Below are 23,879 nucleotides of genomic sequence, written 5' to 3' on the forward strand. Positions count from 1 at the left end.
GCCCCGCGCCAAACGCGCTTGAAATTCTCTCTAGTACGCGGCCATGCCGGACAAAAACCTCTACATTATCGCCGGTTGCAACGGGGCGGGCAAAACCACGGCCTCGTTCACCATTCTACCGGAGGTGCTGGATTGCCGCGAGTTCGTAAACGCCGACGAAATTGCCCGGGGCCTCTCGCCCTTCCAGCCCGAAAAAGTAGCCTTCGAAGCCGGCCGTATCATGCTGCACCGCGTCGATGAGCTATTTGCCCGCGGTGAAACGTTTGCCGTTGAAACCACACTGGCCACCAAAATCTACCAGCAAAATATTGTGGCGGCTCAGCAGCAAGGCTACACCGTTATCCTGTTATTTTTCTGGCTAAACGACGTAGAATTGGCCCAGGAAAGAGTAAAAACCAGGATTTCCGAAGGCGGCCACAGCATCGAGCCCGATGTAATTACCAGAAGGTACCAGCAAGGCATTATCAACCTTTTCGATAATTATTTACCGCTGGTGGATGAGGCGTTAATCTTTGACAACTCAGCCGGTGAACACGTACTGCTAGCCGAGAAGATTAGTAGCAACCTTCACATCGTCAACAATCATATCTACAGTCAACTACGCACTTACTATGAAAACCGAACCCGCAATTGAACGACGGGACAAAATATTAGCCGGTCTAAAAATCGCCTACGCACAAATGCTGGAATTCAAGCGCTATAAGAATAGTGAAGTGGTAGTGGCGCGCAATGGGGAGATTATGCGGCTAAAGCCATAAACCCAATATTTACTTTAATTATTAATTCAACGACGTGAATTCAACTGATATTTTTGAGAAAATAATAATTTCGAGAGGATGCGGCACTGTTCATCTTGCAATTCAAGAAAAGCCAGAAAATACAAAATGGGAAACATTAGTTTTTGCAAATCTTGTAAAAAATAATATCTCAATCAAAGATTTTATTGCGTCGCTTATCAGATTGAATAGAGACGAAGCGCGTGTAATTCTAGCGGAGCTATTGAATAAAGACATGGCCTATGAAGCAGAATTAATGCCGTTTGACAAAGCCAATAAATTTGCTAATGAATTCTGCTCGTTATTCAGCGAGCAGGCTTTTTTTCTTTCAAACTCAAGTTGGAAGACTAATAGAAATTATGATATAAGCGACAATTCCAAGCTAAATTTTGAATCTTGGACTCCATTGACAGAAGCTACGTTCGACTCGGGCATTATTGTTTGTGACATCGATAAGGTTGGTATAGCTTGGTTTGAAGACGAAGACTGATTTAGCCGCAGCTATGTAGAGTATTATTCCGCCGGCCCCCGTGGCCGGCTTTTTTGTACCTTCCGCGCCGTATGGCTACTCCTGTTACTACTGCTTCCGCGGCTTCGACGGCCGCCGCGCCGGCCCGCTCCTACGCGGGGCCCATGGTGCTCATGACGAGCTTGTTCTTCCTGTTCGGGGCCGTCACCAACTTCAACGACGTGCTGATGCCCTACCTCAAGGACATCTGCCAGCTCACCGATTTTCAGTCCACGGCCGTGCAGTTTGCCTTTTTCGGGGCCTACTTTCTGATGTCGCTGCCCGCCGGGTGGGTGCTGAAGCGGCTGGGCTACCAGCGCGGCATCGTGGCGGGCCTGCTCGTGATGGCGGCCGGGGCCCTGCTGTTCGTGCCGGCGGCCAACTCGCGCACGTTCGGGCTGTTCCTCACGGCGCTGGGGGTGCTGGGCGCGGGCATCACGCTGCTGCAAGTGGCGGCCAACCCCTACGTGAGTGTGCTCGGGCCCGCGCGCGGCGCGGCGGCCCGGGTGAGCGTGGTGGGCGTGGCCAACAACTTCGGCGGAGCCCTCTCGCCGCTGGTGGGCGGGCTGGTGCTGTTCGGCGGCTCGGTAGCGCTGAAGGCCAAGCTGGCCGCCCTGCCCCTGGCCGAGCGCCTGGGCCAGGAGTCGCAGCTCGTGAAGGGGCCCTACCTGGGACTGGCGGCGTTTCTGGTGCTGCTGGCGGGCGTGTTTTTCTTCGCCGTAAAGCTGCCCGACATCGAGAGCATTCCCGAGGAAGAGGCCCTGGAGCACCGCCCCGTGGCCGCCGGGCGCACGTCGGCGCTGGCTTACCCGCACCTGGTGCTAGGCATCGGGGCCATTTTCGTGTACGTGGGCGTGGAGGTGGGGCTGGGCTCGCTGCTGATTCGCTACGGCGAGAGCCAGAATATTGCGCAGCTGTCCGGCTTCACCCAGAGCCTGGTGCGCGGCCTGAACGCAGCCACGGGCTGGGCGGGGGCCCTGTTTGGGCAGGCCCCGGCGGCGATTGATACATCGGCGGGCTTCACCAAGGCGGTGGGCGCGGTGCTGGTCTCGTCGTACTGGTTTGGGTCGCTGGTGGGGCGGGTGGTGGGCATCCCGCTGCTGCTGCGCTTCCCCAACCGGGCGCTACTGGTGGCGGTGTGCGCGGCCGGCGCGGCGCTGGTGGCGGCCAGCATCCTGAGCCACGGCGAAACGGCGCTGTGGCTCATCGTGCTCTGCGGGCTGATGAACGCCATTATGTGGCCGGTCATTTTCCCGCTGGCCATCACCGGGCTGGGGCCCTTCACCAAGCAGGGCTCGTCGTACCTCATCATGGCCATCGTGGGCGGGGCCCTCATCCCGCCGCTCATGGGCTGGCTGGCCACCCACGGCGGCGGGCTGCGGGTGGCGTTTGTGGTACCGGCGCTATGCTACGTGTACTTGCTCTACTACGCCCTGCGCGGCTACCGGGTGCGGTAGGGGCCCCGGGCACCGCCGGGCCGTACCTTCGCCCCCGCCCTTTGCTGCCCGTTCTGCCCATGCTTTCGCTCGAAGAAAACGTCTCCCTCCGCCCCTACAACACCTTTGGCCTGGAGGTGCAGGCCCGCTACTTTGCCCGCTTCGGCAGCGCCGACGAGCTGCGCCAGCTGCTGGCTTTGCCGCAGGTGCAAGCCGCCGAAAAGCTCATTTTGGGCGGTGGCTCCAACCTACTCTTTACGCAGGACTTTGCCGGCGTGGTGCTGAAAAACGAGATTCGGGGCCTGGAAATCCTCACCGAAAACACCGACGATGCCACCACCGCCCTGGTGCGGGCCGGGGCCGGCGAAAGCTGGCACGGCCTGGTAGAATACGCTTTAAGCCAGGAATTAAGCGGCCTCGAAAACCTCTCGCTCATCCCCGGCACGGTGGGCGCCGCACCGCTGCAAAACATCGGGGCCTACGGGGCCGAGCTGCGCGACACCTTCGAGCGGCTCGAAGCCGTGGAGCTGGCCACCGGGGCCCTGCGCACGTTCGGGGCCGCCGAGTGCGGCTTCGGCTACCGCGAAAGCGTGTTCAAGGGCCCCCTCAAAAACCAGTTCGTGGTCACGGCCGTGGTGCTGCGCCTGCACCGCCAGGCCCGCCCCAACGTACAGTACGGGGCCCTGCAGGAAACGCTGGCCAGCTTCGGCATCGCGGGCGAGCCCACGCCGCACGACATCAGCCGCGCCGTGGTGCACATCCGCCGTTCCAAGCTGCCCGACCCGGCCGAAATCGGCAACGCCGGCTCGTTCTTCAAAAACCCCGAGGTTTCCCAACGCAAGTTCGACGAGCTGAAAGCACAACACCCGGCCATCCCCGGCTACCCCGTGCCCGGCGGCGTGAAGGTGCCCGCCGGCTGGCTCATCGAGCAGGCCGGTTGGAAAGGCCTGCGCCGGGGCCCCGGCGCGGGCACCCACGGCGTGCACGACCGCCAGGCCCTGGTGCTGGTGAACCACGGCGAAGCCACCGGCCACGAGCTACGCCTACTAGCCGAGGAAATCATCCAGTCCGTCCGCAGCCAGTTCGGCGTGGAGTTGCACCCGGAGGTGAACATTTTGTAGGCTGCCACAATTTATGGCCTAACCGATAATTATCAAGCGGTTCGCAGACGTAAAAAACGGCTGTTCCTAAGCTAGGAACAGCCATTTTTTATACCTAGCCATTAAACAATTTGTGACGCTTAATGGGCTTATTTTTTCGAAGCAATAGTGCATGGTAAAAAGTAGGCACATCGTTCACCCAGCCCTTGAGAATGAGAATAATTACTATTATTTCAATTCTACTTACCACACCTATGCAGAAGCAAATATTAAATAAAACGCCTGATTTACAAGTAGTTATTATTTGAATGAGTGTAGCAAAAGAAATTAACACCCACAGTTTAGCACCCCACGAATGCGTTGCTATTTCCTTCCTGAATTTAATAAAGCAAATGGCATACGTTGCAACTTCGAGTGCCAGCAGCACCAACAGTTTCAGGGCATTTAATTCGAAAAAGCTTTGGCACTCCAAATAGACTGCCCCGACCACTAACAACCAAAAAATCTGGTCAACGGTGGAGTCAAGCCGCCGCAGTTTCTCTGTTGAAACCTTTAACTGCCTGGCAATTATTCCGTCAAAAACATCGGTCAGCAAGCCTATTGAAATCAATACAATTGCAACGATTGGAAAGCTTTCCAGCTTAAGCCAGCTCAGGAAAACCAAAAGCGACCCGATAACCAATCTCGAATAGATTAAAATTACCGGGGCGTGTTTCATTACGGCAAATTAGCGCTTGCTATTACTTCAGCACCGCCAGCGTCACACCGTCGCCGCCGCGGTCGGCGTGCTCGTCGGCCACGCTGGCCACGGCTTTCACGGAGCGCAGGTAGTCGCGCACCACTTGGCGGAGCACGCCGTTGCCGCGGCCGTGCACGAATTTCACTTCCGGCATGCCCAGCATCACGGCGTCGTCCACGAAGCTCATGGTTTTGGTGAGGGCGTCTTCGGCCCGCTCGCCGCGCAGGTCAAGCGTGGGGCTGAAGCCGGCCATGCGGTCGGTGATGTTGACGCCGTTGCCGCTGGGGCCCCCACCGCTGAGGCGCGAGGTTTTAGCCTTGGCGGCCTGCTCCCGGTCGCGGATTTCGGCGCGGCCCAGCTTCTCCAGCTGGCTCACCTTCACCAGCGTTTTGAGGCCCCCGAACATCACCTCGGCGGTTTGGCCCTTCACGCCCACCAGCTCGCCGTAGCCGTCCTGGCCCAATAGGGCCACTTTGTCGCCGGCTTGCAGGCCGCCGACGGTGGCCAACTCGCGGGTGGCGCGGGCCTTCGGCGGCTCGATGTGCAGCTCTTTCCGCACGAAATTGTCCAGCTTTTCGCGCGCCAGCTTGTTGATTTCCTTGTCGGCCTGGCCGCGGCGGATTTCGGTGATCGTGGCCTCGATCTGCTGGTTGGTGTCGCGCAGCAGGGCCTTGGCCTCCTGCTTGGCGGCGCGCAGGGTTTCGAGGCGCGTGTCCTCGATGTGCTGCTTGAGGTCGGCGTAGTCCTGGGCGGCCTTTTTAAGGCGGCGCTCCTGCTTGGCGGCCTCGGCGGTGTGGCGCTCCAGCTCGGTTTTTTCCTGCTCCAGGCCCTCCAGCAGCTGGTCGTAACGGATTTTATCCTTGCCCACGAGCTGCGAGGCACGCTCCACCAGGTCCTTGGGCAGGCCAATTTTGCGGGCAATTTCGATGGCGAAGCTGGACCCCGGCTTGCCCACTTCGAGGCGGTACAGGGGCTGGAGGCGCTCGGGGTCGTAGCGCATGGCCCCGTTCACGAAGCCCGGCGTGCGCTCGGCAAAATTCTTAAGATTAGTATAGTGCGTGGTGATGACGCCGTAGGTGCGCGCCCGGCTGAACTGCTCCAGCACGGCTTCGGCAATGGCCCCGCCCAGGCTGGGCTCGGTGCCGGTGCCGAATTCGTCGATCAGCACCAGGCTCTTTTTGCCCGCCAGCAGCAGGAACTGCTTCATGGCCAGCAGGTGCGAGGAGTAGGTCGAAAGGTCGTTTTCCAGGCTCTGCTCGTCGCCAATGTCCAGGAAAATATCGTCGAATACCCCGGCCTCCGACTCGTCGCCGCAGGGGATGAGCAGGCCCAGTTGCAGCATGTACTGCACCAAGCCCACCGTCTTCAAAGTCACCGACTTACCACCGGCGTTGGGGCCCGAAATCACCAGCATGCGCTGCTCGTGGTTCAGCTCCAGGTCGAGGGGCACCACCTCGCGGGTTTCGCCGGTGAGGCGCTTGTGCTCGGCGTAGGCCAGCGTGAGCAGCGGGTGGCGCACGCGCTTCCAGCACAGCAGCGGCTTGGGGTCGAGGCGGGGCAGTTGGCCGTCGAGCTCCACGGCCAGGCGGGCCTTGGCGCGGATGAAATCGAGCAGGCCCAGGTACTGGTAGGCGCGGCGCAGGTCGGGCAGGTGGGGCCGCAGCTGGTCGGTGAGGGCCGTCAGAATCCGCACCAGCTCGCGCTGGTAGGCATTCTCCAGGTCCTTGATGTCGTTGTTCAGCTCGAATACGGCCGCCGGCTCGATATAGACGGTCTGGCCCGAGGCCGACTCGTCATGAATCAAACCCTTCACCCGGCGCTTGTGCTCGGCAATTACCGGCAGCACCAACCGCCCGCCGCGAATCGTTGGTTCGGCCCCCGCCGGCACCCACCCTTCCGTGATGGCGTGGCGCAGGATGCCCGCCAGCTGGCGGCGCAGCTGGCCCTGGCGCACAATCAGCTCCTGGCGCAGCTGGCGCAGCAGCGGCGACGCGTCGTCGCGCACCGCGCCCTCGTCGTCCACCACCTTGTCGAGCGCCGCCATCAGGTTGCGGTCCACCTGCACGCCGATGCCCAGCAGGCGCAGCGTGGGGTACTGCCCCTCGGAGGCCTGGGTGAAGAAAGTCAGCGCCTGCCGGATGGTGCGCAGGCTCATCTTCACCTCAAAAAACGCGGGCACGTCGAGGAAGGCCCCCGGCAGCGCCGCCCGCTTGAAGTGCACCTGCGGGTCGTAGTAGTGCGAGGCCGGAAAGTCGGCCCCCGAGCGCAGCAAAAAGGCAAATTCGTTGGTTTGTTGCAGCAGCTTCAGCAGCGGCTCGGCCTTGGTCTGGAACTCCAGCTTGGCCACGTACTGGCGGCCCAGGGCCGATAAGCAGTTGGCTTCGAGCCGCTGGCGCAGCGCGGCGAAGCCGATTTTGTGTTCGAAGTTTTGGGGAAGTAGCAAGTAAGCAGGCGTTGGTATATAGCTACGAAGATAAACCGCAGGCAAGGGGGAAAGATTTCGCAAAGAAGGCCGGCTTGGTACATTGGCCCAGCGTCGGCATGCGGCGACGACATACTGCTGAGTGACATTGAGCATCTCGTTCGGTTCGGGCGCGGGCTAGTTGCGCTGGATTTTTGTTTCCCAAACCACAGGTCCAATGTCAAATTGGCAGCGCGTCATAGATGCGCGCCAGCAGATTTCAAAAATCATTTTTTGAAGCCATTACCTTTGGCCATTTACACCGCCCTCTTCCAAGCATTTTTGTGAAACAAATCAAACAGATTGACAAAACAATCGCCGAAAAAGCTTCGAATATTTTGCTTTATGGACTTTGTATTAGTTCCGTAATTTGGGGCATTCGTAAATTTCTCCAAATAGTTCCGGATACGCCAACCACTCAGTCTACAACACTGATTACAGCATCGCTTTTTGTTGGAGTTGCCCTTATCACATGGTTCTATTATTCTGTGCGGCTGGGTAAGAATTAGCTTCGAATTACATTATTGGTGCTGGTGATGTCAAGCACGCTAATGACAGCATACGACTTTGTGGCGTCGCGTCACCGATTGCAATTAGATCCATTGAATTTTGTAAACTACGCTGTCTACTACATCACACATATTTGGGCCTTGAGGCTGCTATTTCAAAAGCATCAATCTAAAATCAGCGCATAGCAAGCTACCTATCCACCCCCGCCCCGAACAGCGCAAAATCGTACTTCACCGGGTCCAGCGGGTCCAACTCGCGTAGGTTCGCTGTCAGTTCTTCGGCGGCTTCCCAGTCCACGAGCTTGCGGGTGAGCAGACCCAGGGGGCGGGCCTGGCGCTCGACGTGCAGGTCAATGGGCATAATTAAATCCGCCGGGGAAAGGCGCGTCCAGAGGCCAAAATCGACGCCGCGGTCGTCGCGGCGCACCAGCCAGCGCAGGTACATGTTCACGCGCTTGCAGGCCGACTTGCGGGCCGGCGTGGCCACGTGCTTGCGGGTGCGGGCGGGCGCGTCGGGCAGGCTGAAGAAGCGGTGGTGGAAGTTAATGAGCCGCTCGCGCTGGGTGGCCCCCACCAGAAACGCCGTTTCCAGCGTGTCGTGCTGGCCGTACCAATCGCGCAGGAAGTGCACGAAGTACAGCAAATCGGTGTCGCAGAACGTGCGGTGGCAGAAGCCGAGCAGCTTCTTCAGGTCCTCGTCGTGGTGCTGGGTTACGAACTGATACGGCGCGTCGTCCATGCGGCGCAGCAGCTCGTTGCACTTGTTGATGATGGTCGGCCGCTGCCCCCAGGCCAGCAGCGCGGCAAACAGCGCACTAATTTCCACGTCCTGCCGCTGCGTGAAGCGGTGCGGAATTTGAATCGGGTCGTTCTTAATGAATTCCGGCCGGTTGTAGCGGTCGTACTGGGCATCGAGCTGGTGCCGCAGGTGGGCCAGGTTTTTCAGGTGGTGGGCCACGATAAGGAATAAGTGAGGGGTGATGGCCGCGTCGGGCGGCCAACTTTTCGCCGGCTGCCCGACAATCACCAGGGCTTTGCGAACGGTAGTCATAAGCGCAAGGCCACAAAATGATTCAACGATTACCGGACAGCCGGTGAAAAGCTGGCCGCCCGGCCCGACCGGCGGCTCAGGATTTCACCTGCGGCACCTGGTGCCCGGTTAGCAGCGCCGCCAACTCGTCGGCCGGGTACGCGGCGGGCAGGCGGCGTAGGTCGAGGTAGTAGCAGGCGGCCTCGGTGGGGTAAAGCAGCAGCCAGTCGGGCCGCACCCACACGGCGCGGCGCAGGGCCGCCCACGGCAAGGCAAAGTGCCCCAGCGCACTGTGGCCGCGAATTTCAGCAGCCGTTAACTCATAGCTGATGGGCACCTGCATGGCCGCGCTGCGCCGGTACGTGCGCCGCAGCAGCCGCCGCACCAGCAGCGGCCGCAGGGCCCCGTAGGCCAGGCCCACGGCCAGCAGCACCGGCGACGACCACGCGAATGCCCCGTCCGGGGCCCGGCCGCGCAGTTGCAGCGCCGCGCTGGCGGCCAGCAGCGCCAGGGCCAGGCCCAGCAGCCAGTGGTTGCGCCGGGTGGCGGCCGCGTGCCACCACAGCCGGAAATTCACGGCCACGTACTCGCCGGCCGTCAGCCGCACACCGGGCATTTCAACGGGAAACACGGGGCTTGCCAAACCGACGGGGGCCCTACGGCACGTAGCTGGTTTCGACGCGGAAGCGCTGGTCGGCGGTGCCCAGCTTCTGCACGGCCCGGGGCGAGAGGCGCACCAGGATGTTGTTGTTCTCGCCGGTGTCGGGCAGCTTGCCGATGACGCGCACGTACACCGACTGCCCGTTCATGGCGTTTTTCACCTGCATGATGGTGCCCACGGGGGCCGTTTTGTGCAGGGCCAGGTACTTGTCGGTGCCGTTGTTGTCGATGGTGGCGGCCATGCCGCTTTCCGTCACGCGCGGCACCAGCTCGCTGGCGCGGGTGGGGCTGCGCTCGGCGGAGCGCTCGGACCGGTCGGCCGCTTTTTTCTCGGCCTTCGCTACCTCTTTCTCCATCGGGGAAGCGGGCGTCACCGTGGCCACCTGGGCCGGCTTGTCGGCCGCGGGGAGCGGGGTGGGCACGGTTTCTGGCTCGGCGGGGCGCGGGGCGGCGGCGACCGGGGCCGCTACGGCAACCGGGGCAGTAGCGGCCGGCGCGGAAGTGGCGGCCACTGCCCCGGCGGCCCGCAGCTGGAGCCGCTGACCCAGGCGCACGCGGCCATCGGCGGGCAAGTTGTTGAGCTTGATCAGCTCGTCGGGGGCCACCTGGAAGCGCCGGGCAATGGCGTAGAGGTTGTCGCCCTTGGCCACGGTGTAGCGGCTGGGGGCCGGGGCGGCCCCGGCCGACTTGCCGGCCGTTTTGGCTCCGGGGGCGGGGGCTTTGGCCGAGGCCGCCTCGGCCGGGGCCGGAGCCGGGCCGCTGCCCGCCGGGCGCGGCACCAGCACCACCTGCCCAATGCCCAGGCCGTTGACGATTTGCGGGTTGGCCCCGACGAGCTGGCCCAGGCTGACGTGGTAGCGGCGCGAGAGGGCCGAGAGGGTTTCGCCCTGCGTCACGCGGTGGCGCACGAAGCGCTGGCCACCGCGCATTTCCGTCCCAATCGAATCGGCCGGGGCCAGGGCCGGGGGCCCCAGGGCGGGGCCGCGCAGGGCCGCCGTCAGTAGTAACAGTAATCCAGTCATATAAAATCGGCGTTGCGAAAGTCGTTCCAAACCCCGCCGTGGGGACCGGCCAGCGGCCGGCGCGGGCAAAATAACGAAGAATACGCCCAGCTTGCGCCCCGGGGCCCCCGCGCCCCGGCCCCAGGGGCGTTCTTTGGGGCCCCAACTTTTTGCGTTTCGCCCCGCCCATGGTCCTCGGTCTCATCCCCGCCCGCTACGCCTCCACCCGCCTGCCCGGCAAGCCGCTCCTCGACCTCGGCGGCCGCAGCATGATTGCCCGCGTGGTGCAGCAGGCCCGGCAGGCCCGCCTCGACCGCGTGGTGGTGGCCACCGACGACGAGCGGATTTTGCGGCACGTGCTCGATTTCGGGGGCGAGGCCGTGCTCACCCGCCCCGACCACCCCAGCGGCACCGACCGCCTCTACGAAGCCTTCCAGCGGCTGGGCAGCCCGCCCGACGTGCACTGCATCGTCAACATCCAGGGCGACGAGCCGTTCATCCACCCGGCCCAAATCGATGCGCTGGTGGCTTTTTTTCAGGACGAGCGCACGGCCCCCGACATTGCCACGCTCGTGAAGCCGGTGGTGAGCGCCGAGGAGCTGTTCAGCCCGCACCTGCCCAAAGTGGTGCTCAACCACCGCCAGGAGGCCCTGTATTTCAGCCGCCACCCCCTGCCCTACCAGCGCCAGCACCCGCCGGCCGAGTGGCTGGCCCACCACCGCTACCTGCGCCACCTGGGCCTGTACGCTTACCGCCCGGCGGTGCTGGCGCAGCTCACGCAGCTGCCCGTGTCGGCCCTCGAAGCGGCCGAAAGCCTGGAGCAGCTGCGCTGGCTGGAGGCCGGCTACGCCATCCGCTGCGCCGAAACCGCGCTCGACGCCTTCGGCATCGACACGCCGGCGGACGTGGCCCGGGCCCGGCAGCGGCTGGCGGCGGGCTAATTGCCGGCCGGGGCGGGCGGGGCCCCGGCTTCGTCCCCGGCGGCCTTGGTTGAGCGGCGTTCTTCCCGCATTTCTTTCGATAAGAAGAAATTCAGGGCGGTGCGAATCACGGCAATGGCCCCCAGCCGGCCAATTTGGTCCCAGCTCGGCGCAATGGCCGTGGACAAAATGTCGGCCCCCAACTGAAATTCCAGGGCCAAGGCCAGGTAGCGCGACAACGTGAGCCGGATGGCGGTGAAATCGGTGGTGCGCCGCGCCCAGAGGGCTCGCAACAGCAACCAGCCGGCCACGGCAATGCCCAGCGCGATAATGGACGCGCCCACCATTTCCACGCCCAACTTTAGCCATTGTACCGCCCCGATGACGTGGGTTTCGGCTTGGGCGTACAGAGTGGCGGGTTCAGGGGGCACGGGCAAGACTTGGGACCAAACAATTTTTATCAAAGGGCTGGTTGGGACCGACGCGCTGGCATCAGCCGCCAATTTTTTTGGCCTTGTAGCCTCCTTGTACCAGCAGGGCCAGAATTTTCTCGCGGAAGTCGCCCTGCACCAGAATTTCGCCGTCCTTGGCGCTGCCGCCGCCGCCGCACTTGGTTTTCAGCAGCTTGGCCAAGGTCTGCAGGTCCGCGTCGGGGCCCACGAAGCCGGTAACGAGCGTAACCTGCTTGCCGCCGCGCTGCTTCTTGTCGAGCTGCACGCGCAGCTGCTGCTGCTGGGGCGGCAGCGTGGCGGCCTCGGCATTTTGGTCGGTGGCCTGGTAAGCGAAGTCGGGGTTGGTGGAGTACACCACCCCGGCGCGGGTATCTTTTTTCATGGCGCGATTGTCAATGCATTGTCGGTATTGGGTAGTCGGTAGTCAGATTGGTCAACGACTCAAGCGACCCGACCGACTACTAACCATTCATACGGCCACGGCGAGGGCCAGGGGCAGCAGCTCTACGGCAAATTCGGTGGTGCGGCCCAGGTAGTCGCCGTCGACGTGGAAGCCCAGCGGGGCCGCCGCCGTGATGCGGGCCCGCGCCGTTTGGTAGTAATCGGCGGCCTTGGTTTCGGGCAGGTTGCCCAAGGCCATGGCCAGGCTCACGCGGAAGGCCCGCCCCACGGGCAGCGCGTCGATGAGGCACACGTCGAGCAGGCCGTCGCGCAGGTCGGCCCGGGGCGCGATGTACACGTCGTTGCCGTACTGCGAGGCGTTGGCGAAGGCCAGCACGTAGCAATCGGTGGCCAGCACCTGGCCGTTCAGCTCCACGCGCACGGGCACGGGCCGGTAGCGGCGGTACTCGCGCAGCGTCACGCGCAGGTAGGTGCCCAGGCCCCGCGTGCCGGCCAGGGCAAAGTGCTCGGCCACGTGCGCGTCGAACCCCAGCCCGGCCGTGCAAAAAAACGGCCGGCTGTTGATGCGGCCCACGTCGATGCGGCCAAACGCGGGCTGCGCCAGCCGGCGCAGCGCGGCGGCTAGGCCCAGCGGCACTTTCAGGTGGCGGGCCAGGCCGTTGCCCGAGCCCAGCGGCACGATGCCCAGGGCAGCGGCCGTGCCCAGCAGGCCCCGGCCCACCTCGTTCACGGTGCCGTCGCCGCCCACGGCCGCCACCACGGCGAAGCCCTCGGCGGCGGCGGCGCGGGCCAGCTCCACGGCGTGGCCGGGGCCCTCGGTGGGGCGGATAACGTAGTCATCGGCCGCCAGCGGCCCGAAGTGCCGGGCCACGAGCGTGGGCAGGTCGCGGCGGCGGCTGGGGCCGGCCGTGGGGTTGAAGATGAAGCAGGTTGGGGGCATGAAGGGGAGCGGGCCAAGCGGAGGCCGCCAAAAAAAGCCGCCCGCTCCCCAAAGGAAACGGGCGGCCCAGGTAGTGCGGCGGGGCGGCCTAGCCGGTCATTTTCTCGCCCAGCTGCTGGATGAGATCGGCCGTGCGGGTCGAGTAGCCGGTTTCGTTGTCGTACCAGCCAATCACCTTGGCCAGCGTGCCGTTGGCCGAGGTCAGCTCCGAGTCGAAGATGCACGAGTGGGGGTTGCCCACGATGTCGATGCTCACAATCGGGTCGGTGTTGTACTCGATGATGCCCTTCAGGGGCCCCTCGGCGGCGGCTTTCAGCGCGTCGTTGATTTCCTGCTTGGTCACTTCGCGCTTCAAAATCACGGTCAGGTCGGTCATCGAGCCGTCCGGCACGGGCACGCGCATGGCCAGGCCGTCGAGCTTGCCTTTCAGCTCGGGCAGCACCAGGCCCACGGCTTTGGCGGCGCCGGTGCTGGTGGGGATGATGCTGTAGGCGGCGGCGCGGGCGCGGCGCAGGTCCTTGTGGGGCGCGTCCTGGAGGTTCTGGTCCGAGGTGTAGGCGTGCACCGTGGTGATGTAGCCCTTCTCAATGCCAAACGTGTCGTTCAGCACCTTGGCCATGGGGGCCAGGCAGTTGGTGGTGCAGCTGGCGTTGGAGATAATGGTTTCGCTGCCGTTCAGCGTGTCCTCGTTCACGCCCAGCACCACCGTGGGGATGTTGCCGGTGGCAGGGGCCGAAATCACCACCTTTTTGGCACCAGCGGTGAGGTGCTGGCCCGCGCCGGCCTCGTCCACGAAGCGGCCGGTGCTTTCGAGCACGATGTCCACGCCCATCTTACCCCAGGGCAGCAGCTTGGGGTCGCGCTCGGCCAGGGCCACGATGTGCTGGCCGTTCACGGTCAGGCTGTTGTCGTCGTAGCTCACCGTCCCGTCGAAGCGCCCGTGCACCGAGTCGTACTTGAGCAGGTGGGCGAGGGTCTTGTTGTCGGTCAGGTCGTTGATGGCGACGATTTCTACGTTGTCGCGGCCCAGCAGGGCTTTGAACGTGAGGCGGCCGATGCGGCCGAAGCCGTTGATGGCGACTTTAATTTTTGCCATGGGTAGCAAGTAAAAAAAAGGTGGCAAGCCGCCCCTTCGGCGGCTTGGTAAAACGCGGGGCGAAGATAGCAGGAAGCCCGGGGCCCGGCCGCGGCCACCGCGCAGATTGCTTCCCAACCGGCCCAAACGCAGCTCTTCCCCAACTGCGTTGGCATTTTTTCTTCCTGAAAAACACGCTGGTTACGTCCAGCGCGGCATCTTTTTTGCCTCAACTGCTTGCGCGGCAAACCCACGCCCGTATCTTTGCACCACCAAACCAAAAAACGGTCCGTTCGTCTAGGGGTTAGGACAGTAGATTTTCATTCTACCAACAGGGGTTCGATTCCCCTACGGACTACTAAAATGCCGCTCTACAGCATGTAGGGCGGCATTTTTCATTCAGGGGGTAAAGCATTACGTGCGGTTGCCCGTTTTAAGGCCGTTTTTTCTCATACCAGGGTGTACTCTCAATCGGTTGGTTAGGGTGGGCATACGAACACAAACCGCCCGTTGTTGACCGATTCGGTGCGGGCGGCGGTGCTCTAGGCTGTCTCGTGGGGTGTGCTGAGTAGTGCGGTTAGTTTCGGCGATTGGGCCGCTACCCGGTGAGGGGGCGCTAAAGGAGTGATTCCGCCGGTGTGGGATTTGAGAGCTGGCCTTCCTCCGGGTGCTGCTCAAAAAACTCGTCGCACCAGCGGCACACGTTTTCGAGGGCCTGGCCGCGGGCCAGGGCGTGGGCCTCGGTCACGCCGATAGACTCGCCCATCTTCCAGGGGTCGCCCTCGTTGAGGCGCTGCATGATTTCGGATTGGGAGGCGCGCAGCAGCACGTCGGCCACTTTTTCCCGGCGGGCGTCGCCCAGCGGGAATTTGGTGCCGGGGCAGCAGGGGTTGATTTTCCAGAGCTGAATGCTGATTTCCTGGGGCAGCTCGGTACCGCCCAAAAAGCCGCGGGCCCCCGACAGGATGGCGCAGAAATTGTGGCTGGGGTCGCGCAGCCAGATGTCTTTTTCGAGGGCGCGGCCCCGGGCCCAGTTGCCGCCCAGCCACATGTCTTCGGACGCGCCCCAGTAGCCCCAGCTCAGGCGATGACCCTCGACCAGCATGTGGTCTTTTTCGATGAGCGGGTCGTGGTCGTCACCGTTCACGCCGCGGCTTTCGAAGAGGTCGGCCAGGGTCATGAGGCGCGCGCCGGCCAGCTTGTGGTAGCGGTCAATGCTGGCGATGTCGAAGCGGGTGACACCCTTGGCAATCAGCAAATCAAGAATTTCGGGGGTCAGCAGGTCGCCGTTGGTTTGCAGCATCACCTGGGTACGGCCCTGGTATTTCTCCTGGATGGAGTCGAGGATGAGGTAGAGCTTGGCGCGGTCGGCGATGGGCTCGCCGCCCGACAGGATGAGGCGGTCTACCCGGTCGGGCAGGTTGCGCACGATGCGCAGGCAGTCCTGGGCGCTGATGCGCGTGCCCTGCGGCCCGGAGCTATTGTAGCAATGGTCGCACTTGTCGTTGCAGAGCTGGGTGAACACCCAATAGACGGACTCGCAGTGGTTGAAATCGGTTTTCATAAATTATGTAATGACAATGTGAACGTCATGCTGAGCTTGCCGAAGCATCTCTACCACGAGCTTGCCGAAGCATCTCTATCACGAGCGTAACACCAACGCTTAGAGTTACTTATGCGATAGAGACACTTCCCTGCGTTCAGCATGACGTTCCTAAATTTTCGCTAGTGCCCTGTTTGCTGCACGGATTCCCAAAAAGCCAGCTCGGCGGCGATGCTGGTGCGCGGGTCCTGGATGAACTCGCGCACGCTGGGAAAGCTGGTGAGCGTGCCCTGGTCGAGGTAGCCAAAATGGGTGCCCACGGTGAGGGCCTCGCGGCTGTCGTGGGTCACGAAGAGGGAGGTAATCTGGTGCTGGCGGCTCACGCGCAGAAACAGCTGCTGCATGTCGGCGCGGGTTTGGGCGTCGAGGTTGCCAAACGGCTCATCGAGCAGCAGCAGGCGGGGCCGGATAATGAGGGCCCGCCCAAACGACACCCGCTGCCGCTGCCCGCCCGAGAGCTGGTGCGGGCCCTTTTGGGCGTGGGCCCCCAGGTCGAGCTCGGCCAGCATTTCGCGCACGCGCTGGGTCGTTTCGGCCTTGGCTACCCGGCGGATGCGCAGGCCAAAAGCCACGTTTTCGAACACCGTAAGGTGCGGAAACAGCAGGGGCTCCTGGTAGAGGTACACCATCTGGCGCTCGTTGGGCGGCACCGGCAGCAGGTCGTGGCCCTCAAGCAGCACCGCGCCGGCATCGGGGGTTTCGAGGCCGGCCAGAATTTTGAGCAGGGTGGTTTTGCCCCCGCCCGAGCGGCCCAGCACGGCCAGCACCTGCCCGGCCGCCAGCCCGCAGCTGATGTCGCGCAGCACCGGCTGGTCGCCGAAGGCTTTGGAAAGATGGGAAACGGTTAGCAGCATAAGGAAAGCGGGGTGAGCAGGGTACGGGGCGGGCCGCCTTTTAATTCCCGACTAACGAAACAGCGCGAAAAGCAACCGCCAGCCCGGGGCGGGCGCGGGCTCATAGCCGGGCCCCCACTCCGTAAGCGGCCGCGTCAATGGTGAGGCGGTCGGGCGCGGGGCGCACGCCGCTGAGCCATTCGGTGAGGCGGTCCACGTAGTGGTCGAGGTGCGTGATTTGCTGCACGCCGTGCTCCACGAGCGGGTCGAGAGTGGTGGCCAGCAGGGTGCCGCCATACTGCCGGGTTTGCCAGGTAATGACGTCGCCGGCGGCGTTGGTCTGGATGATTTCGGCCGCGGCCGGCACCCGGGTATACACGCCGTGGGTGTGCCAGCAGGCCTGGCGCGGCGTGAGGCCCTGGTACACGGGGTGGTCGTAATCGGTGGCCGACACGGGCGGGCTGGTGGGGTCCGTCACCCACCAGTAGTTGTTCACCGGGCGGTCTTCCCACTGCGCATCGAGCCAGGCCGTGGAGGAGTCGCCTTCGAGAAACACCTTTTTACCCGCCGCCAGAAAGTCGTAGATAATGACCTGCTTCTCAGTCAGCACCGCCTGGTTCGACTGAAACGGAATGGCCAGCGCGTCGAGGTCGCGCACGGCGTCGGCATCGAGGTCGTGGATGTACAGCAGGCGGTACAAGTCGCGGTACTTGGGCGCGGTGGCCAGGGCGTAGTGCGACCATACGCCGTTGAAAATCAAGCCTATCTTAGCCATGAGCGGGAACGGTGGAAGTGGAAAGCAGGTGAATAAAATGGCGGTACAGCCCCACCAGGGCGCTATCAGGCTGGCCGGCGCGGCTGACGTCGGCCAGCGGGCCGCTGGCCGTGAGCAGCATCCGGCCGGGCGTGCTCACCTCGTCGAGCACCACGATGGGGCGCTGCCAGGTATCGGCCAGCAGCACGTCGGCGCCGGGCGCGGCCTCGATGTAGCCGCAGGCCCACCAGCCGCTCATACCGTGCGAGAAGTTGAGCTGGTCGAGGTCGAGGCCCGCGAGCAGGCCGTGGCGGTCGGTGCCGGGGGCGTAGCGCACGTCCTGAGTGCGGCGCGCGTTGTCCATCACCCACTGGTTGCCGGGCACCCAGGCCGTAAAAAAGCCGTCGCAGCACACCAGCGCCCGGCCCGCCGCCAGAAAATCCCGCACCTTATCCTTGATTTTGAGCAGGGCCACGTGGTCGGAGCCGTTGGGCACCACCAGCAGGTCGTAGGGCCGCAGGTCGGGGTCGAAGTCCTTGGTGATGAGGCAGGTAGTGTACTGCACCTGTTCGCTGGAGACGTAGTATTTTTCGAGCCCCTGGAGGCCGTTGGAAATAAGCAAAGCTTGGAGCATGGGCGCGGGAATTAAGGGGATATACGGGCAAAAGCCCTCAGTCAGCCTTGCGCAGCAAAGCGCGCTTATTGGCCCACAGCAGCAGCGCCGGGGGTAGCAGCAGCAGCAGCGAGGCCACGGCCGCCAGCTGCGCATTGGCCTCGCCCACGTACGTAAACACCTGCACGGTAAGCGTGCGCACCTTGCCCACGCTCAATAAGTTAGTTAGGCCAAAATCGAACCAGGCCAGCAGAAAGGTCTGAAACAGCGCCGTGCGCAGCAGCGGCCAGGCCAGCGGCAGCAGCACCTGCCACAGCGCCTGCCGGGGCGTGCAGCCCAGGGTACGGGCCAGCTGCTCGTACTCGCGGGCCTGCTGCGTCCAGAAGCTGCGCAGCAGCAGCGTGGCAAAGGGCACGGCAATCAGCAGCAGCCCCAGCAGCACCCCGCCCACCGAGCCCGACAGCCGCAGCCGGATAATAAAGGGCTGAATGAGCACCGCCAGCAGCACCGGCGGCAGGGCGTAGGGCAGGTAGCTGAGGGCTTCCCAGCGGCCCGGCCGCGCCGCGCGCGCGATGGCCCGCGCCAGCCAGAAGCCGCTGGCCGTGGCCACACTAGCTACCACGCTGGCCAGCAGCACGCTGCGGCCCAGGCCGGCCAGCAGCTCGTTATCGGCGGCCAGCAGGTCGCGCAGCGCCCGCAGCGAGTAGGCGGCCGGCAGCGCGGCCGGGAAGCGCCACGCCGGGGCCACCGCCAGCAGGGCCAGCAGCACAAAGGGTAGCGCAAAGAGCAGCACCAGGGCGGCGGTGAGGAAGATGGAGCGGGCGGAGCGGGGGGGTGAGGTGCCCGTGAGCGGCTTAGAGCGCATGGCGGCGGGTGAGGCGGGTGAGTACCAGAATCAGCCCCAGCAGGCCCACGGCCACCAGGAAGCCCGCCAGGTAGGCCGCCGGCAGCTCGCGCAAGTCGAAGCGCTGCAAGCGGGTGGCGATGTACACGCTCAGCATCTGGGGGTAGGGCCGGCCCAGCAGCAGCGGAATATCGTAGGCCCCGAGCGTGGCAATGCCGCTGAGCAGCAGCGTGGGGGCCGCCCGGCGCAGCAGCACCGGCACGGCCACCCGCCATCGAAACTGGCCGGGGCGCGCCCCCAGCGTCTGGGCCAGCTGGTAGTAGTCGGCCAGCCGGCTTTCTTGGTAAATGGCCTGAAACAGCAGCGTGAAAAACGGGAACAGCAGCAGCACGTGCGCCATGATAATGCCCACGCCCGCCGCATCCTGCACCAGCTCGGGAAAGCCCTCGACGCCGGGCGTGAGCCCCAGCCCGAAGCTGAGGCGCGACAGCCAGCCGGCCCCACTCAGCAGCTGAAACAGGTAGAAGCCCATCACCAGCGCGGGCATGAGCAGCGGCACGTAGAGCAGCGTGGGCAGCGGCCGCCGCCGCAGCGTGGCCTGCGCGCCCAGCACCAGCGCCAGCGCCAGGCCCCCGGCCAGCGCCAGCGAGGCCCCCGCCACCCACAGGCTGAACAGGGCCGCTTGCAGCAGCCCGGTATCGGTGCCCAGCGCCCGCCAGTAGCGGCCGGTGAAGCCCGCCGCCAGCGGCCCCACCAGGCCCAGGCTACCCAGCAAAGCATAGCATAGCCCGGCCAGTGGCAGACCGGCCACCAGCAGGCCATACAGGCCTAGCAGCAGCTTACTGGACCGGGGCTTCGATAACATAGGTGCGGAAATCTTTGAACAGCCGGGTCATGTATTCCGGGTCGGGCTCCAGCAGGGCGAGGCCCTGGATGCTGGCCCGCCGCGGCGCATAGCGCCGCGAGGGCAGCTGCTCGAACTGCTGGCGCTGGGCCGCCGGCAGGGCCGCCAAGTCCAGCACGGTATGGTCGCCCCACACGTTGGGGTCCATTTTTTTGAGCTGTGCCTCGGGCGAAATAAGGAAGTTGATGACCAGCAGGGCGGCCTCGGGGTGCTGGCTGCCCTGCACCACGCCCAGGTAGTGCGAGTTCTGGATGGTGCCCGGCAGGGGCACGTAGGCGCGGGCCGTGGCTGGAAATACGCCCTGGTTCACCTTGTTATCGACCTCGGCGTCGTTGTTGGAGAACGTGAAGGCCACCTCGCCATTGGCAAACAGCTGGTGCAGCGGCGCGAGCTGCTCCGGAAACGTCTGGCCCTGCTTCCAGAAGTAGGGCCGGCTGGCGTTAATCTGCTTCCAGAGCTCACCCGACCACTTCTTGTACACGGCCTCGTCAAACTTGCCCTGAAACAGCTTGGGGTCGCCCGACAGGGCTATCATCCACGATTTGAGCAGGGTCATGCCCGTAAACTCGTTGGGGATGGTGAACTGGCCGGGGTGGGCCTTTACAAAAGCCGGCAGCGCGGCAAACGAGCGGGGCGGGTTGGGCACCCGCGCCGAATCGTAGATGAACGTCATCTGCACGTTACCCCAGGGGCACTCCATACCGGCAATGGGCTGCTGGAAGTCGGTGTTAATGAAGGGGTTCTGCAAATCCAGCAGCCGGGCGTTGGGCAGCTTCTCCACGAAGGGGCCGAGCAGCGCATCCACCTGCCGGAGCTGGTAAAACGTTTCGCCGTTTATCCAGACCAGGTCGGCCTGGCTGGGCTGGCCGGCCTCCTTTTCGGCAGCCAGCGTCTGGGCCAGGCCCGCGCCCTGGGCCGCCGAAATCTGCAAATCGACGCCGAAGCGGCGCTTTACTTCGGGCTTCACGTAGGTGCTCATGTACTGGTTGATGAGCGGGTCGCCCATCCACATCTGCATGCTCACCGGCTGGCCGCGGCCGGCGGCTTCGATTTGCGGCCAGGTCTGGGCCAGGGTCTGCTGCGGGGTGTGCGCTTTGTTCGACGCGGAGCCGCAGCCGCTGAGCAGGGCCGCGGCGGTCAGGAGCAAGAAGGATATTTTTTTCATAGAAAAAGTATGCAAAAGGCCGTCATGCCTCACGGCGTGGCCGCCAGATGAGCAGGACGGCCTCTCAGCGTTTACAGCGCGTAGCGCAGCCCGAACTGGAACTGGCGCGGGGCGCTGGCGTTGCGCCGCACGATACCCGAGCCCGCCGGGCCCACCTGAATCTGGTTGCTCTGGGTGGCGTTGTTGGCGTAGCCGCTCAGGTTCTGGGTGTTGAGCACGTTGAACACGTCGGCCGTCAGCTCCACGCGGCTCGGGCCCTCGCCCAGGTGCAGGGTGTACTGCGCGCCCACGTCGAACGTTTTCGACCAGGGCAGGCGGTCGGAGTTGCGGCCCTCGCCGGGGTAGCGGTTGGTGTTGCCCTGGTAGGTGGTGCTGAAGGTGTTGCCGCCCCCGTTCAGGTCGTTGGTGAAGGCCTGGGTGCCGTCGGGATTGAGCACGCCGGGGATAGGGTAGGCCCCCGCCACGCGGTTGATGGGCTGGCCGCTCTGTAGCAGCGCGGCCAGGGTAAAGCGCAGGCTCCGGCTGGGATAATAGCTGCCGATGGCGTTGATGACGTGCGTGCGGTCGTTGATGGAATTAGCGAATTCCGCCCCATAGTTGTTCGCGTCGGCGGCGCGGAAGTTCACGTCCTCGGTGTCGTTTTTCAGGTTCGAGAGCGTGTAGGACACGCGATAGCTGTACACAAAGCCATCTTCAAAATGGGATTCATCTTGTTGAATGTTGAAGCTAGCGGCCATATAGCGCGAACGGCCCGCCGACTCGGTTTCGACGATGTTGCGGGCCGCGCCCGCCACCGTTTGCCCGCCGATGACGGCGCTGCCGTCGGCCTGAATCGGCACCGGCCGGGAGGCATCGGCCTGGGCGGGGGTGCGCACCACCACGTTGTTGGGGTCGTTCTGCGGGTATTCCGACGCGGCGTTCACGTTGCGCAGCCGGAACAGGTCGTAGGAGCGGTTGTACATCACGTCTACGTAGAACAGGGATTTGCGGCTCACCTGGTACTGGTAGCCCAGCGTGGACTGGTGCGAATAGGGGTTCTGGTAGCCGTTGGGGTTCAGGATGCGGCGTTCGTAGCCGGGCACCCCGGCGCGCTGGTTTTGCAGGGTTGCGCCCGAGGGCCCTTGCAGGTAGGCCACGTTGCGGGCGCTGCCGCTCAGGTTGCCGTCGAAGGTGATGCGGTCCACGTCCGTGCCGGCGGGCAGGGCCCCCAGGCGCACCAGCTCGCGCAGCTCGGTTTTGTAGTCGGCCGAGGTCGTATTCTGCTGCAAGGCATCGCTGTACACGGTGTACAGAATCTTGTCGTAGAAGAGGCCGTAGCCGCCGCGCAGGCTGCTGCGGTCGGTGAGGCGGTAGTTGAAATTGGCCCGCGGGGCCACGTTGTTGCGGTCGCCGTGCGCGGCCCCGCCCTTCGAGAGGTTGTCGTAGTCGTAGCGCACGCCCAGGGTCACGTTCAGGCGGTCGGTCACGGCGTAGAGGTCTTCGAGGTAGATGTTGTACAGGTTTTGGGTGGCCCCGAAAGACTGCGGGCGCAGCTCCACGCTGTAGCTGTTCACCTGCACGTTGGCCGGAATATCGTTGATGCTCAGGTCCGCACCAAGGTTGCGGGCCCGCAGCGCGTCGAGCTGCGCCTGGCTCAGCGACACATTGTAGCTGCCGTTGGGGTTGCCGCCGCCGTAGAGCGAGTGCACCGTGCTGATGATGCCCAGGCCCCCTTTGAACGTGCTGCGGCCGCTTTGGAGCGTGAATTTCTGCTGGGCCTGGACGGTGCTCTGGTGCGAGTCGAACAGGTAGCCGGGGTGGCCGAGCACGGCCACGGCCTGGCCGGCGGGGTCGAGCACCGTCACGTCGGGGCTGTTGGGGTTGAAGGCCCCGGCGTAGTTCCAGCGGAAGCGGGCGTACTGCACGTCGGTTTCGGAGGTGACGCGCCGGCCCACGTACACGTTCTGCGAGGCGATTTCGACGGAGTTGCGGTCCTGCTGGTTGCCGGTCGAGGGAAAGGCCACGCCGCCGTCGAGCCCGCCGCCCTGGCGCTCGATGTTCACGATGCCCACGTTGGCCCGCAGCGACGAGCGGAACCGCTCGCTCCAGCGCTGGTCGAGCTTGCCCGAGAGGTAGGTGAAGCGGTTGCGGCCCCGCACGGTGGCGGCCACGCCCAGCTCGGGCGAGGTCAGCGCGTTGTCCTTGGTGTCGAAGGTCTGCTCGGCGTCCACGTAGAAAAACGTCTTGTCTTTCACCAGGGCCCCGCCCACGGCAAAGCCGAACTGCTGGCGCTGGAAGCCGTTTTGCACCTGGTTGCCCGAGAGGTCGCGCTGCGGAAAATCCGTCTTGCCGTCGATCGAGGGCCCCGGCCGGGTCAGGTAGAACGCCTCTGCCGTCAGGTTGTTGGAGCCCGACTTGGTGGTCACGTTCACGATGCCGTTGGCCGAGTTGCCGAACTCGGTGGAGAAATTGTTGGTGAGCACGCTCACGTTTTGGGCAAAGCCCACCGGAATGGCGAAGCGCTGCCCGCCCAGGAAGTTCTCGTTGTTGTCGAGCCCGTCGATCAGGTAGTTGGTATACAGCCCGTTGGCCCCGTTGATGCTCACGTTGGGCGCTTCCGAAAAGAAGCCCGTGGCCAGCGTCACGTTGGGCAGCCGGTACAGGGCCCGGGTGATGTCGCGGGCCTCGATCGGAAGCTCGCGCAGCTCGCGCGCCGAGAGCTGCGAGGCCACCTCCGCGTTCTGGGTGTTGACGGTGGTGGCGTTGTTGGGGGCCCGCACCACCACGCCTTCCAGCGCCTGGGTGCTCACGCTGGGCAGCACCAGCGTCACGCTGGGGCTGGAGTTGGCGCGCAGCACGAGGTTGGCTTCGCGCACGGCCTGGTACTGGTCGCTCACGGTGGTGCTCACGGCGTAGCTGCCGGCCGTGCTCAGGCCCCGGAAGCGGGCCTTGCCCTGGGCATCGGTGGGCTGCTCGGTGCTGAAGCCAATGGCGGCGTTGTCGAGGTGCACGGGCAGGCCCACCACGGGCTTGCGGGCGTTGTCCTGCACCGACACCACCAGGTCGACCTGGGCAAAGGCGCGGGGCTGAAACCCAACAAGCAGGAATAAAAAGGCAACGAGGGAGAAGAGCTTTTTCATGCGAAAAAGTGAGGCAAGCTGAAAAAAGAATACGT

23 protein-coding genes and 1 tRNA gene are annotated in these 23,879 nt (G+C 64.0%); 7 read left to right on the top strand and 17 right to left on the bottom strand.

Features of this window, described 5'->3' with window-relative positions:
* The first annotated feature begins 43 nt into the window (after positions 1 to 43).
* From HNP98_RS15375 to murB, 4 genes are all read left to right on the top strand, one after another.
* Positions 44 to 634 carry a zeta toxin family protein gene (locus tag HNP98_RS15375; protein WP_173811049.1) on the top strand — a complete coding sequence of 197 codons (591 nt, stop codon included), beginning with the start codon at positions 44 to 46 and terminating at the stop codon, positions 632 to 634.
* Positions 635 to 792: 158 nt separating this feature from the next.
* A complete protein-coding gene (locus HNP98_RS15380; protein ID WP_173811050.1) occupies positions 793 to 1,266 on the top strand; it encodes a hypothetical protein in 474 nt (157 codons plus the stop codon).
* A 71-nt stretch (positions 1,267 to 1,337) separates the two neighbouring features.
* Positions 1,338 to 2,741, top strand: coding sequence for a sugar MFS transporter (locus tag HNP98_RS15385; protein ID WP_173811051.1), 1,404 nt, complete (start codon positions 1,338 to 1,340; stop codon positions 2,739 to 2,741).
* 59 nt (positions 2,742 to 2,800) lie between these two features.
* Positions 2,801 to 3,841, top strand: coding sequence for a UDP-N-acetylmuramate dehydrogenase (gene murB / locus HNP98_RS15390; RefSeq protein WP_173811052.1), 1,041 nt, complete (start codon positions 2,801 to 2,803; stop codon positions 3,839 to 3,841).
* A 94-nt stretch (positions 3,842 to 3,935) separates the two neighbouring features.
* Here murB and HNP98_RS15395 read toward each other — a convergent pair whose 3' ends face one another.
* Together HNP98_RS15395 and HNP98_RS15400 are read right to left on the bottom strand one after the other, a co-directional pair.
* Positions 3,936 to 4,538 (bottom strand): CDP-alcohol phosphatidyltransferase family protein, encoded by a 603-nt coding sequence (locus HNP98_RS15395; RefSeq protein WP_173811053.1) that lies wholly within the window; start codon positions 4,536 to 4,538, stop codon positions 3,936 to 3,938.
* Positions 4,539 to 4,560: 22 nt separating this feature from the next.
* Complete coding sequence (locus tag HNP98_RS15400) at positions 4,561 to 7,002, bottom strand: endonuclease MutS2 (protein ID WP_173811054.1); 2,442 nt, start codon at positions 7,000 to 7,002, stop codon at positions 4,561 to 4,563.
* Positions 7,003 to 7,304: 302 nt separating this feature from the next.
* Between HNP98_RS15400 and HNP98_RS15405 the strand changes: the two genes are divergently transcribed.
* Positions 7,305 to 7,529, top strand: coding sequence for a hypothetical protein (locus tag HNP98_RS15405; protein WP_173811055.1), 225 nt, complete (start codon positions 7,305 to 7,307; stop codon positions 7,527 to 7,529).
* A 190-nt stretch (positions 7,530 to 7,719) separates the two neighbouring features.
* On the opposite strand, the gene HNP98_RS15410 is transcribed toward HNP98_RS15405, so the two are convergent.
* The 3 genes from HNP98_RS15410 to HNP98_RS15420 all read right to left on the bottom strand — a co-directional run bounded on the left by HNP98_RS15410 (position 7,720) and on the right by HNP98_RS15420 (position 10,241).
* A complete protein-coding gene (locus HNP98_RS15410) occupies positions 7,720 to 8,580 on the bottom strand; it encodes a TIGR02757 family protein (protein WP_173811056.1) in 861 nt (286 codons plus the stop codon).
* 76 nt (positions 8,581 to 8,656) lie between these two features.
* Complete coding sequence (locus HNP98_RS15415; protein WP_173811057.1) at positions 8,657 to 9,175, bottom strand: hypothetical protein; 519 nt, start codon at positions 9,173 to 9,175, stop codon at positions 8,657 to 8,659.
* A gap of 40 nt (positions 9,176 to 9,215) precedes the next feature.
* Entirely contained in the window at positions 9,216 to 10,241 is a 1,026-nt protein-coding gene (locus HNP98_RS15420) for a LysM peptidoglycan-binding domain-containing protein (RefSeq protein ID WP_173811058.1), read from the bottom strand.
* 167 nt (positions 10,242 to 10,408) lie between these two features.
* On the opposite strand from HNP98_RS15420, the gene kdsB reads away from it, so the two are divergent.
* On the top strand, positions 10,409 to 11,161 hold the full coding sequence (gene kdsB / locus HNP98_RS15425; protein WP_173811059.1) for a 3-deoxy-manno-octulosonate cytidylyltransferase: 753 nt from the start codon (positions 10,409 to 10,411) through the stop codon (positions 11,159 to 11,161).
* Here the strand turns inward: kdsB and HNP98_RS15430 are convergent.
* The 4 genes from HNP98_RS15430 to gap form a co-directional block, all read right to left on the bottom strand.
* Positions 11,158 to 11,571, bottom strand: coding sequence for a DUF1622 domain-containing protein (locus HNP98_RS15430; protein ID WP_317171123.1), 414 nt, complete (start codon positions 11,569 to 11,571; stop codon positions 11,158 to 11,160). The genes kdsB and HNP98_RS15430 overlap by 4 nt on opposite strands.
* A gap of 61 nt (positions 11,572 to 11,632) precedes the next feature.
* Positions 11,633 to 11,974, bottom strand: coding sequence for a translation initiation factor (locus HNP98_RS15435; RefSeq protein ID WP_173811060.1), 342 nt, complete (start codon positions 11,972 to 11,974; stop codon positions 11,633 to 11,635).
* A gap of 87 nt (positions 11,975 to 12,061) precedes the next feature.
* A complete protein-coding gene (locus HNP98_RS15440; RefSeq protein ID WP_173811061.1) occupies positions 12,062 to 12,934 on the bottom strand; it encodes a diacylglycerol/lipid kinase family protein in 873 nt (290 codons plus the stop codon).
* A gap of 88 nt (positions 12,935 to 13,022) precedes the next feature.
* Entirely contained in the window at positions 13,023 to 14,030 is a 1,008-nt protein-coding gene (gap, locus tag HNP98_RS15445) for a type I glyceraldehyde-3-phosphate dehydrogenase (protein ID WP_173811062.1), read from the bottom strand.
* A 265-nt stretch (positions 14,031 to 14,295) separates the two neighbouring features.
* On the opposite strand from gap, the gene HNP98_RS15450 reads away from it, so the two are divergent.
* Positions 14,296 to 14,367 (top strand) — tRNA-Glu (locus tag HNP98_RS15450).
* 258 nt (positions 14,368 to 14,625) lie between these two features.
* Here HNP98_RS15450 and HNP98_RS15455 read toward each other — a convergent pair.
* The 8 genes from HNP98_RS15455 to HNP98_RS15490 all read right to left on the bottom strand — a co-directional run bounded on the left by HNP98_RS15455 (position 14,626) and on the right by HNP98_RS15490 (position 23,844).
* On the bottom strand, positions 14,626 to 15,573 hold the full coding sequence (locus HNP98_RS15455) for a radical SAM protein (protein WP_173811063.1): 948 nt from the start codon (positions 15,571 to 15,573) through the stop codon (positions 14,626 to 14,628).
* A 161-nt stretch (positions 15,574 to 15,734) separates the two neighbouring features.
* A complete protein-coding gene (locus tag HNP98_RS15460) occupies positions 15,735 to 16,466 on the bottom strand; it encodes an ABC transporter ATP-binding protein (protein WP_246275157.1) in 732 nt (243 codons plus the stop codon).
* A 100-nt stretch (positions 16,467 to 16,566) separates the two neighbouring features.
* On the bottom strand, positions 16,567 to 17,220 hold the full coding sequence (locus tag HNP98_RS15465) for a hypothetical protein (RefSeq protein ID WP_173811064.1): 654 nt from the start codon (positions 17,218 to 17,220) through the stop codon (positions 16,567 to 16,569).
* A complete protein-coding gene (locus HNP98_RS15470) occupies positions 17,213 to 17,833 on the bottom strand; it encodes a hypothetical protein (RefSeq protein ID WP_173811065.1) in 621 nt (206 codons plus the stop codon). Before HNP98_RS15470 ends, HNP98_RS15465 begins: the two co-directional genes overlap by 8 nt.
* Before the next feature lie 37 nt (positions 17,834 to 17,870).
* Positions 17,871 to 18,677 carry an ABC transporter permease gene (locus tag HNP98_RS15475; RefSeq protein ID WP_173811066.1) on the bottom strand — a complete coding sequence of 269 codons (807 nt, stop codon included), beginning with the start codon at positions 18,675 to 18,677 and terminating at the stop codon, positions 17,871 to 17,873.
* Positions 18,667 to 19,521, bottom strand: coding sequence for an ABC transporter permease subunit (locus HNP98_RS15480; protein ID WP_173811067.1), 855 nt, complete (start codon positions 19,519 to 19,521; stop codon positions 18,667 to 18,669). Before HNP98_RS15480 ends, HNP98_RS15475 begins: the two co-directional genes overlap by 11 nt.
* The gene (locus HNP98_RS15485) at positions 19,496 to 20,725 is read right to left on the bottom strand and encodes an ABC transporter substrate-binding protein (RefSeq protein ID WP_173811068.1); all 1,230 of its coding nucleotides are present in this window, start codon (positions 20,723 to 20,725) and stop codon (positions 19,496 to 19,498) included. The genes HNP98_RS15480 and HNP98_RS15485 overlap by 26 nt, the downstream gene beginning before the upstream one ends.
* A 71-nt stretch (positions 20,726 to 20,796) precedes the next feature.
* Complete coding sequence (locus HNP98_RS15490; RefSeq protein ID WP_173811069.1) at positions 20,797 to 23,844, bottom strand: TonB-dependent receptor; 3,048 nt, start codon at positions 23,842 to 23,844, stop codon at positions 20,797 to 20,799.
* Between the last annotated feature and the right edge of the window lie 35 nt (positions 23,845 to 23,879).

This window comes from Hymenobacter caeli (assembly GCF_013294115.1).
In the GTDB taxonomy this organism is placed as follows: domain Bacteria; phylum Bacteroidota; class Bacteroidia; order Cytophagales; family Hymenobacteraceae; genus Hymenobacter; species Hymenobacter caeli.

Excerpts from the sequence above, each read along its gene's own strand:
- HNP98_RS15375 (WP_173811049.1), top strand. The coding sequence starts at position 44 with ATGCCGGACAAAAACCTCTACATTATCGCCGGTTGCAACGGGGCGGGC.
- HNP98_RS15385 (WP_173811051.1), top strand. The coding sequence starts at position 1,338 with ATGGCTACTCCTGTTACTACTGCTTCCGCGGCTTCGACGGCCGCCGCG.
- murB (WP_173811052.1), top strand. The coding sequence starts at position 2,801 with ATGCTTTCGCTCGAAGAAAACGTCTCCCTCCGCCCCTACAACACCTTT.
- HNP98_RS15395 (WP_173811053.1), bottom strand. The coding sequence starts at position 4,538 with ATGAAACACGCCCCGGTAATTTTAATCTATTCGAGATTGGTTATCGGG.
- HNP98_RS15410 (WP_173811056.1), bottom strand. The coding sequence starts at position 8,580 with ATGACTACCGTTCGCAAAGCCCTGGTGATTGTCGGGCAGCCGGCGAAA.
- HNP98_RS15415 (WP_173811057.1), bottom strand. The coding sequence starts at position 9,175 with ATGCCCGGTGTGCGGCTGACGGCCGGCGAGTACGTGGCCGTGAATTTC.
- HNP98_RS15420 (WP_173811058.1), bottom strand. The coding sequence starts at position 10,241 with ATGACTGGATTACTGTTACTACTGACGGCGGCCCTGCGCGGCCCCGCC.
- kdsB (WP_173811059.1), top strand. The coding sequence starts at position 10,409 with ATGGTCCTCGGTCTCATCCCCGCCCGCTACGCCTCCACCCGCCTGCCC.
- HNP98_RS15435 (WP_173811060.1), bottom strand. The coding sequence starts at position 11,974 with ATGAAAAAAGATACCCGCGCCGGGGTGGTGTACTCCACCAACCCCGAC.
- HNP98_RS15440 (WP_173811061.1), bottom strand. The coding sequence starts at position 12,934 with ATGCCCCCAACCTGCTTCATCTTCAACCCCACGGCCGGCCCCAGCCGC.
- gap (WP_173811062.1), bottom strand. The coding sequence starts at position 14,030 with ATGGCAAAAATTAAAGTCGCCATCAACGGCTTCGGCCGCATCGGCCGC.
- HNP98_RS15455 (WP_173811063.1), bottom strand. The coding sequence starts at position 15,573 with ATGAAAACCGATTTCAACCACTGCGAGTCCGTCTATTGGGTGTTCACC.
- HNP98_RS15460 (WP_246275157.1), bottom strand. The coding sequence starts at position 16,466 with ATGCTGCTAACCGTTTCCCATCTTTCCAAAGCCTTCGGCGACCAGCCG.
- HNP98_RS15465 (WP_173811064.1), bottom strand. The coding sequence starts at position 17,220 with ATGGCTAAGATAGGCTTGATTTTCAACGGCGTATGGTCGCACTACGCC.
- HNP98_RS15470 (WP_173811065.1), bottom strand. The coding sequence starts at position 17,833 with ATGCTCCAAGCTTTGCTTATTTCCAACGGCCTCCAGGGGCTCGAAAAA.
- HNP98_RS15475 (WP_173811066.1), bottom strand. The coding sequence starts at position 18,677 with ATGCGCTCTAAGCCGCTCACGGGCACCTCACCCCCCCGCTCCGCCCGC.
- HNP98_RS15480 (WP_173811067.1), bottom strand. The coding sequence starts at position 19,521 with ATGTTATCGAAGCCCCGGTCCAGTAAGCTGCTGCTAGGCCTGTATGGC.
- HNP98_RS15485 (WP_173811068.1), bottom strand. The coding sequence starts at position 20,725 with ATGAAAAAAATATCCTTCTTGCTCCTGACCGCCGCGGCCCTGCTCAGC.
- HNP98_RS15490 (WP_173811069.1), bottom strand. The coding sequence starts at position 23,844 with ATGAAAAAGCTCTTCTCCCTCGTTGCCTTTTTATTCCTGCTTGTTGGG.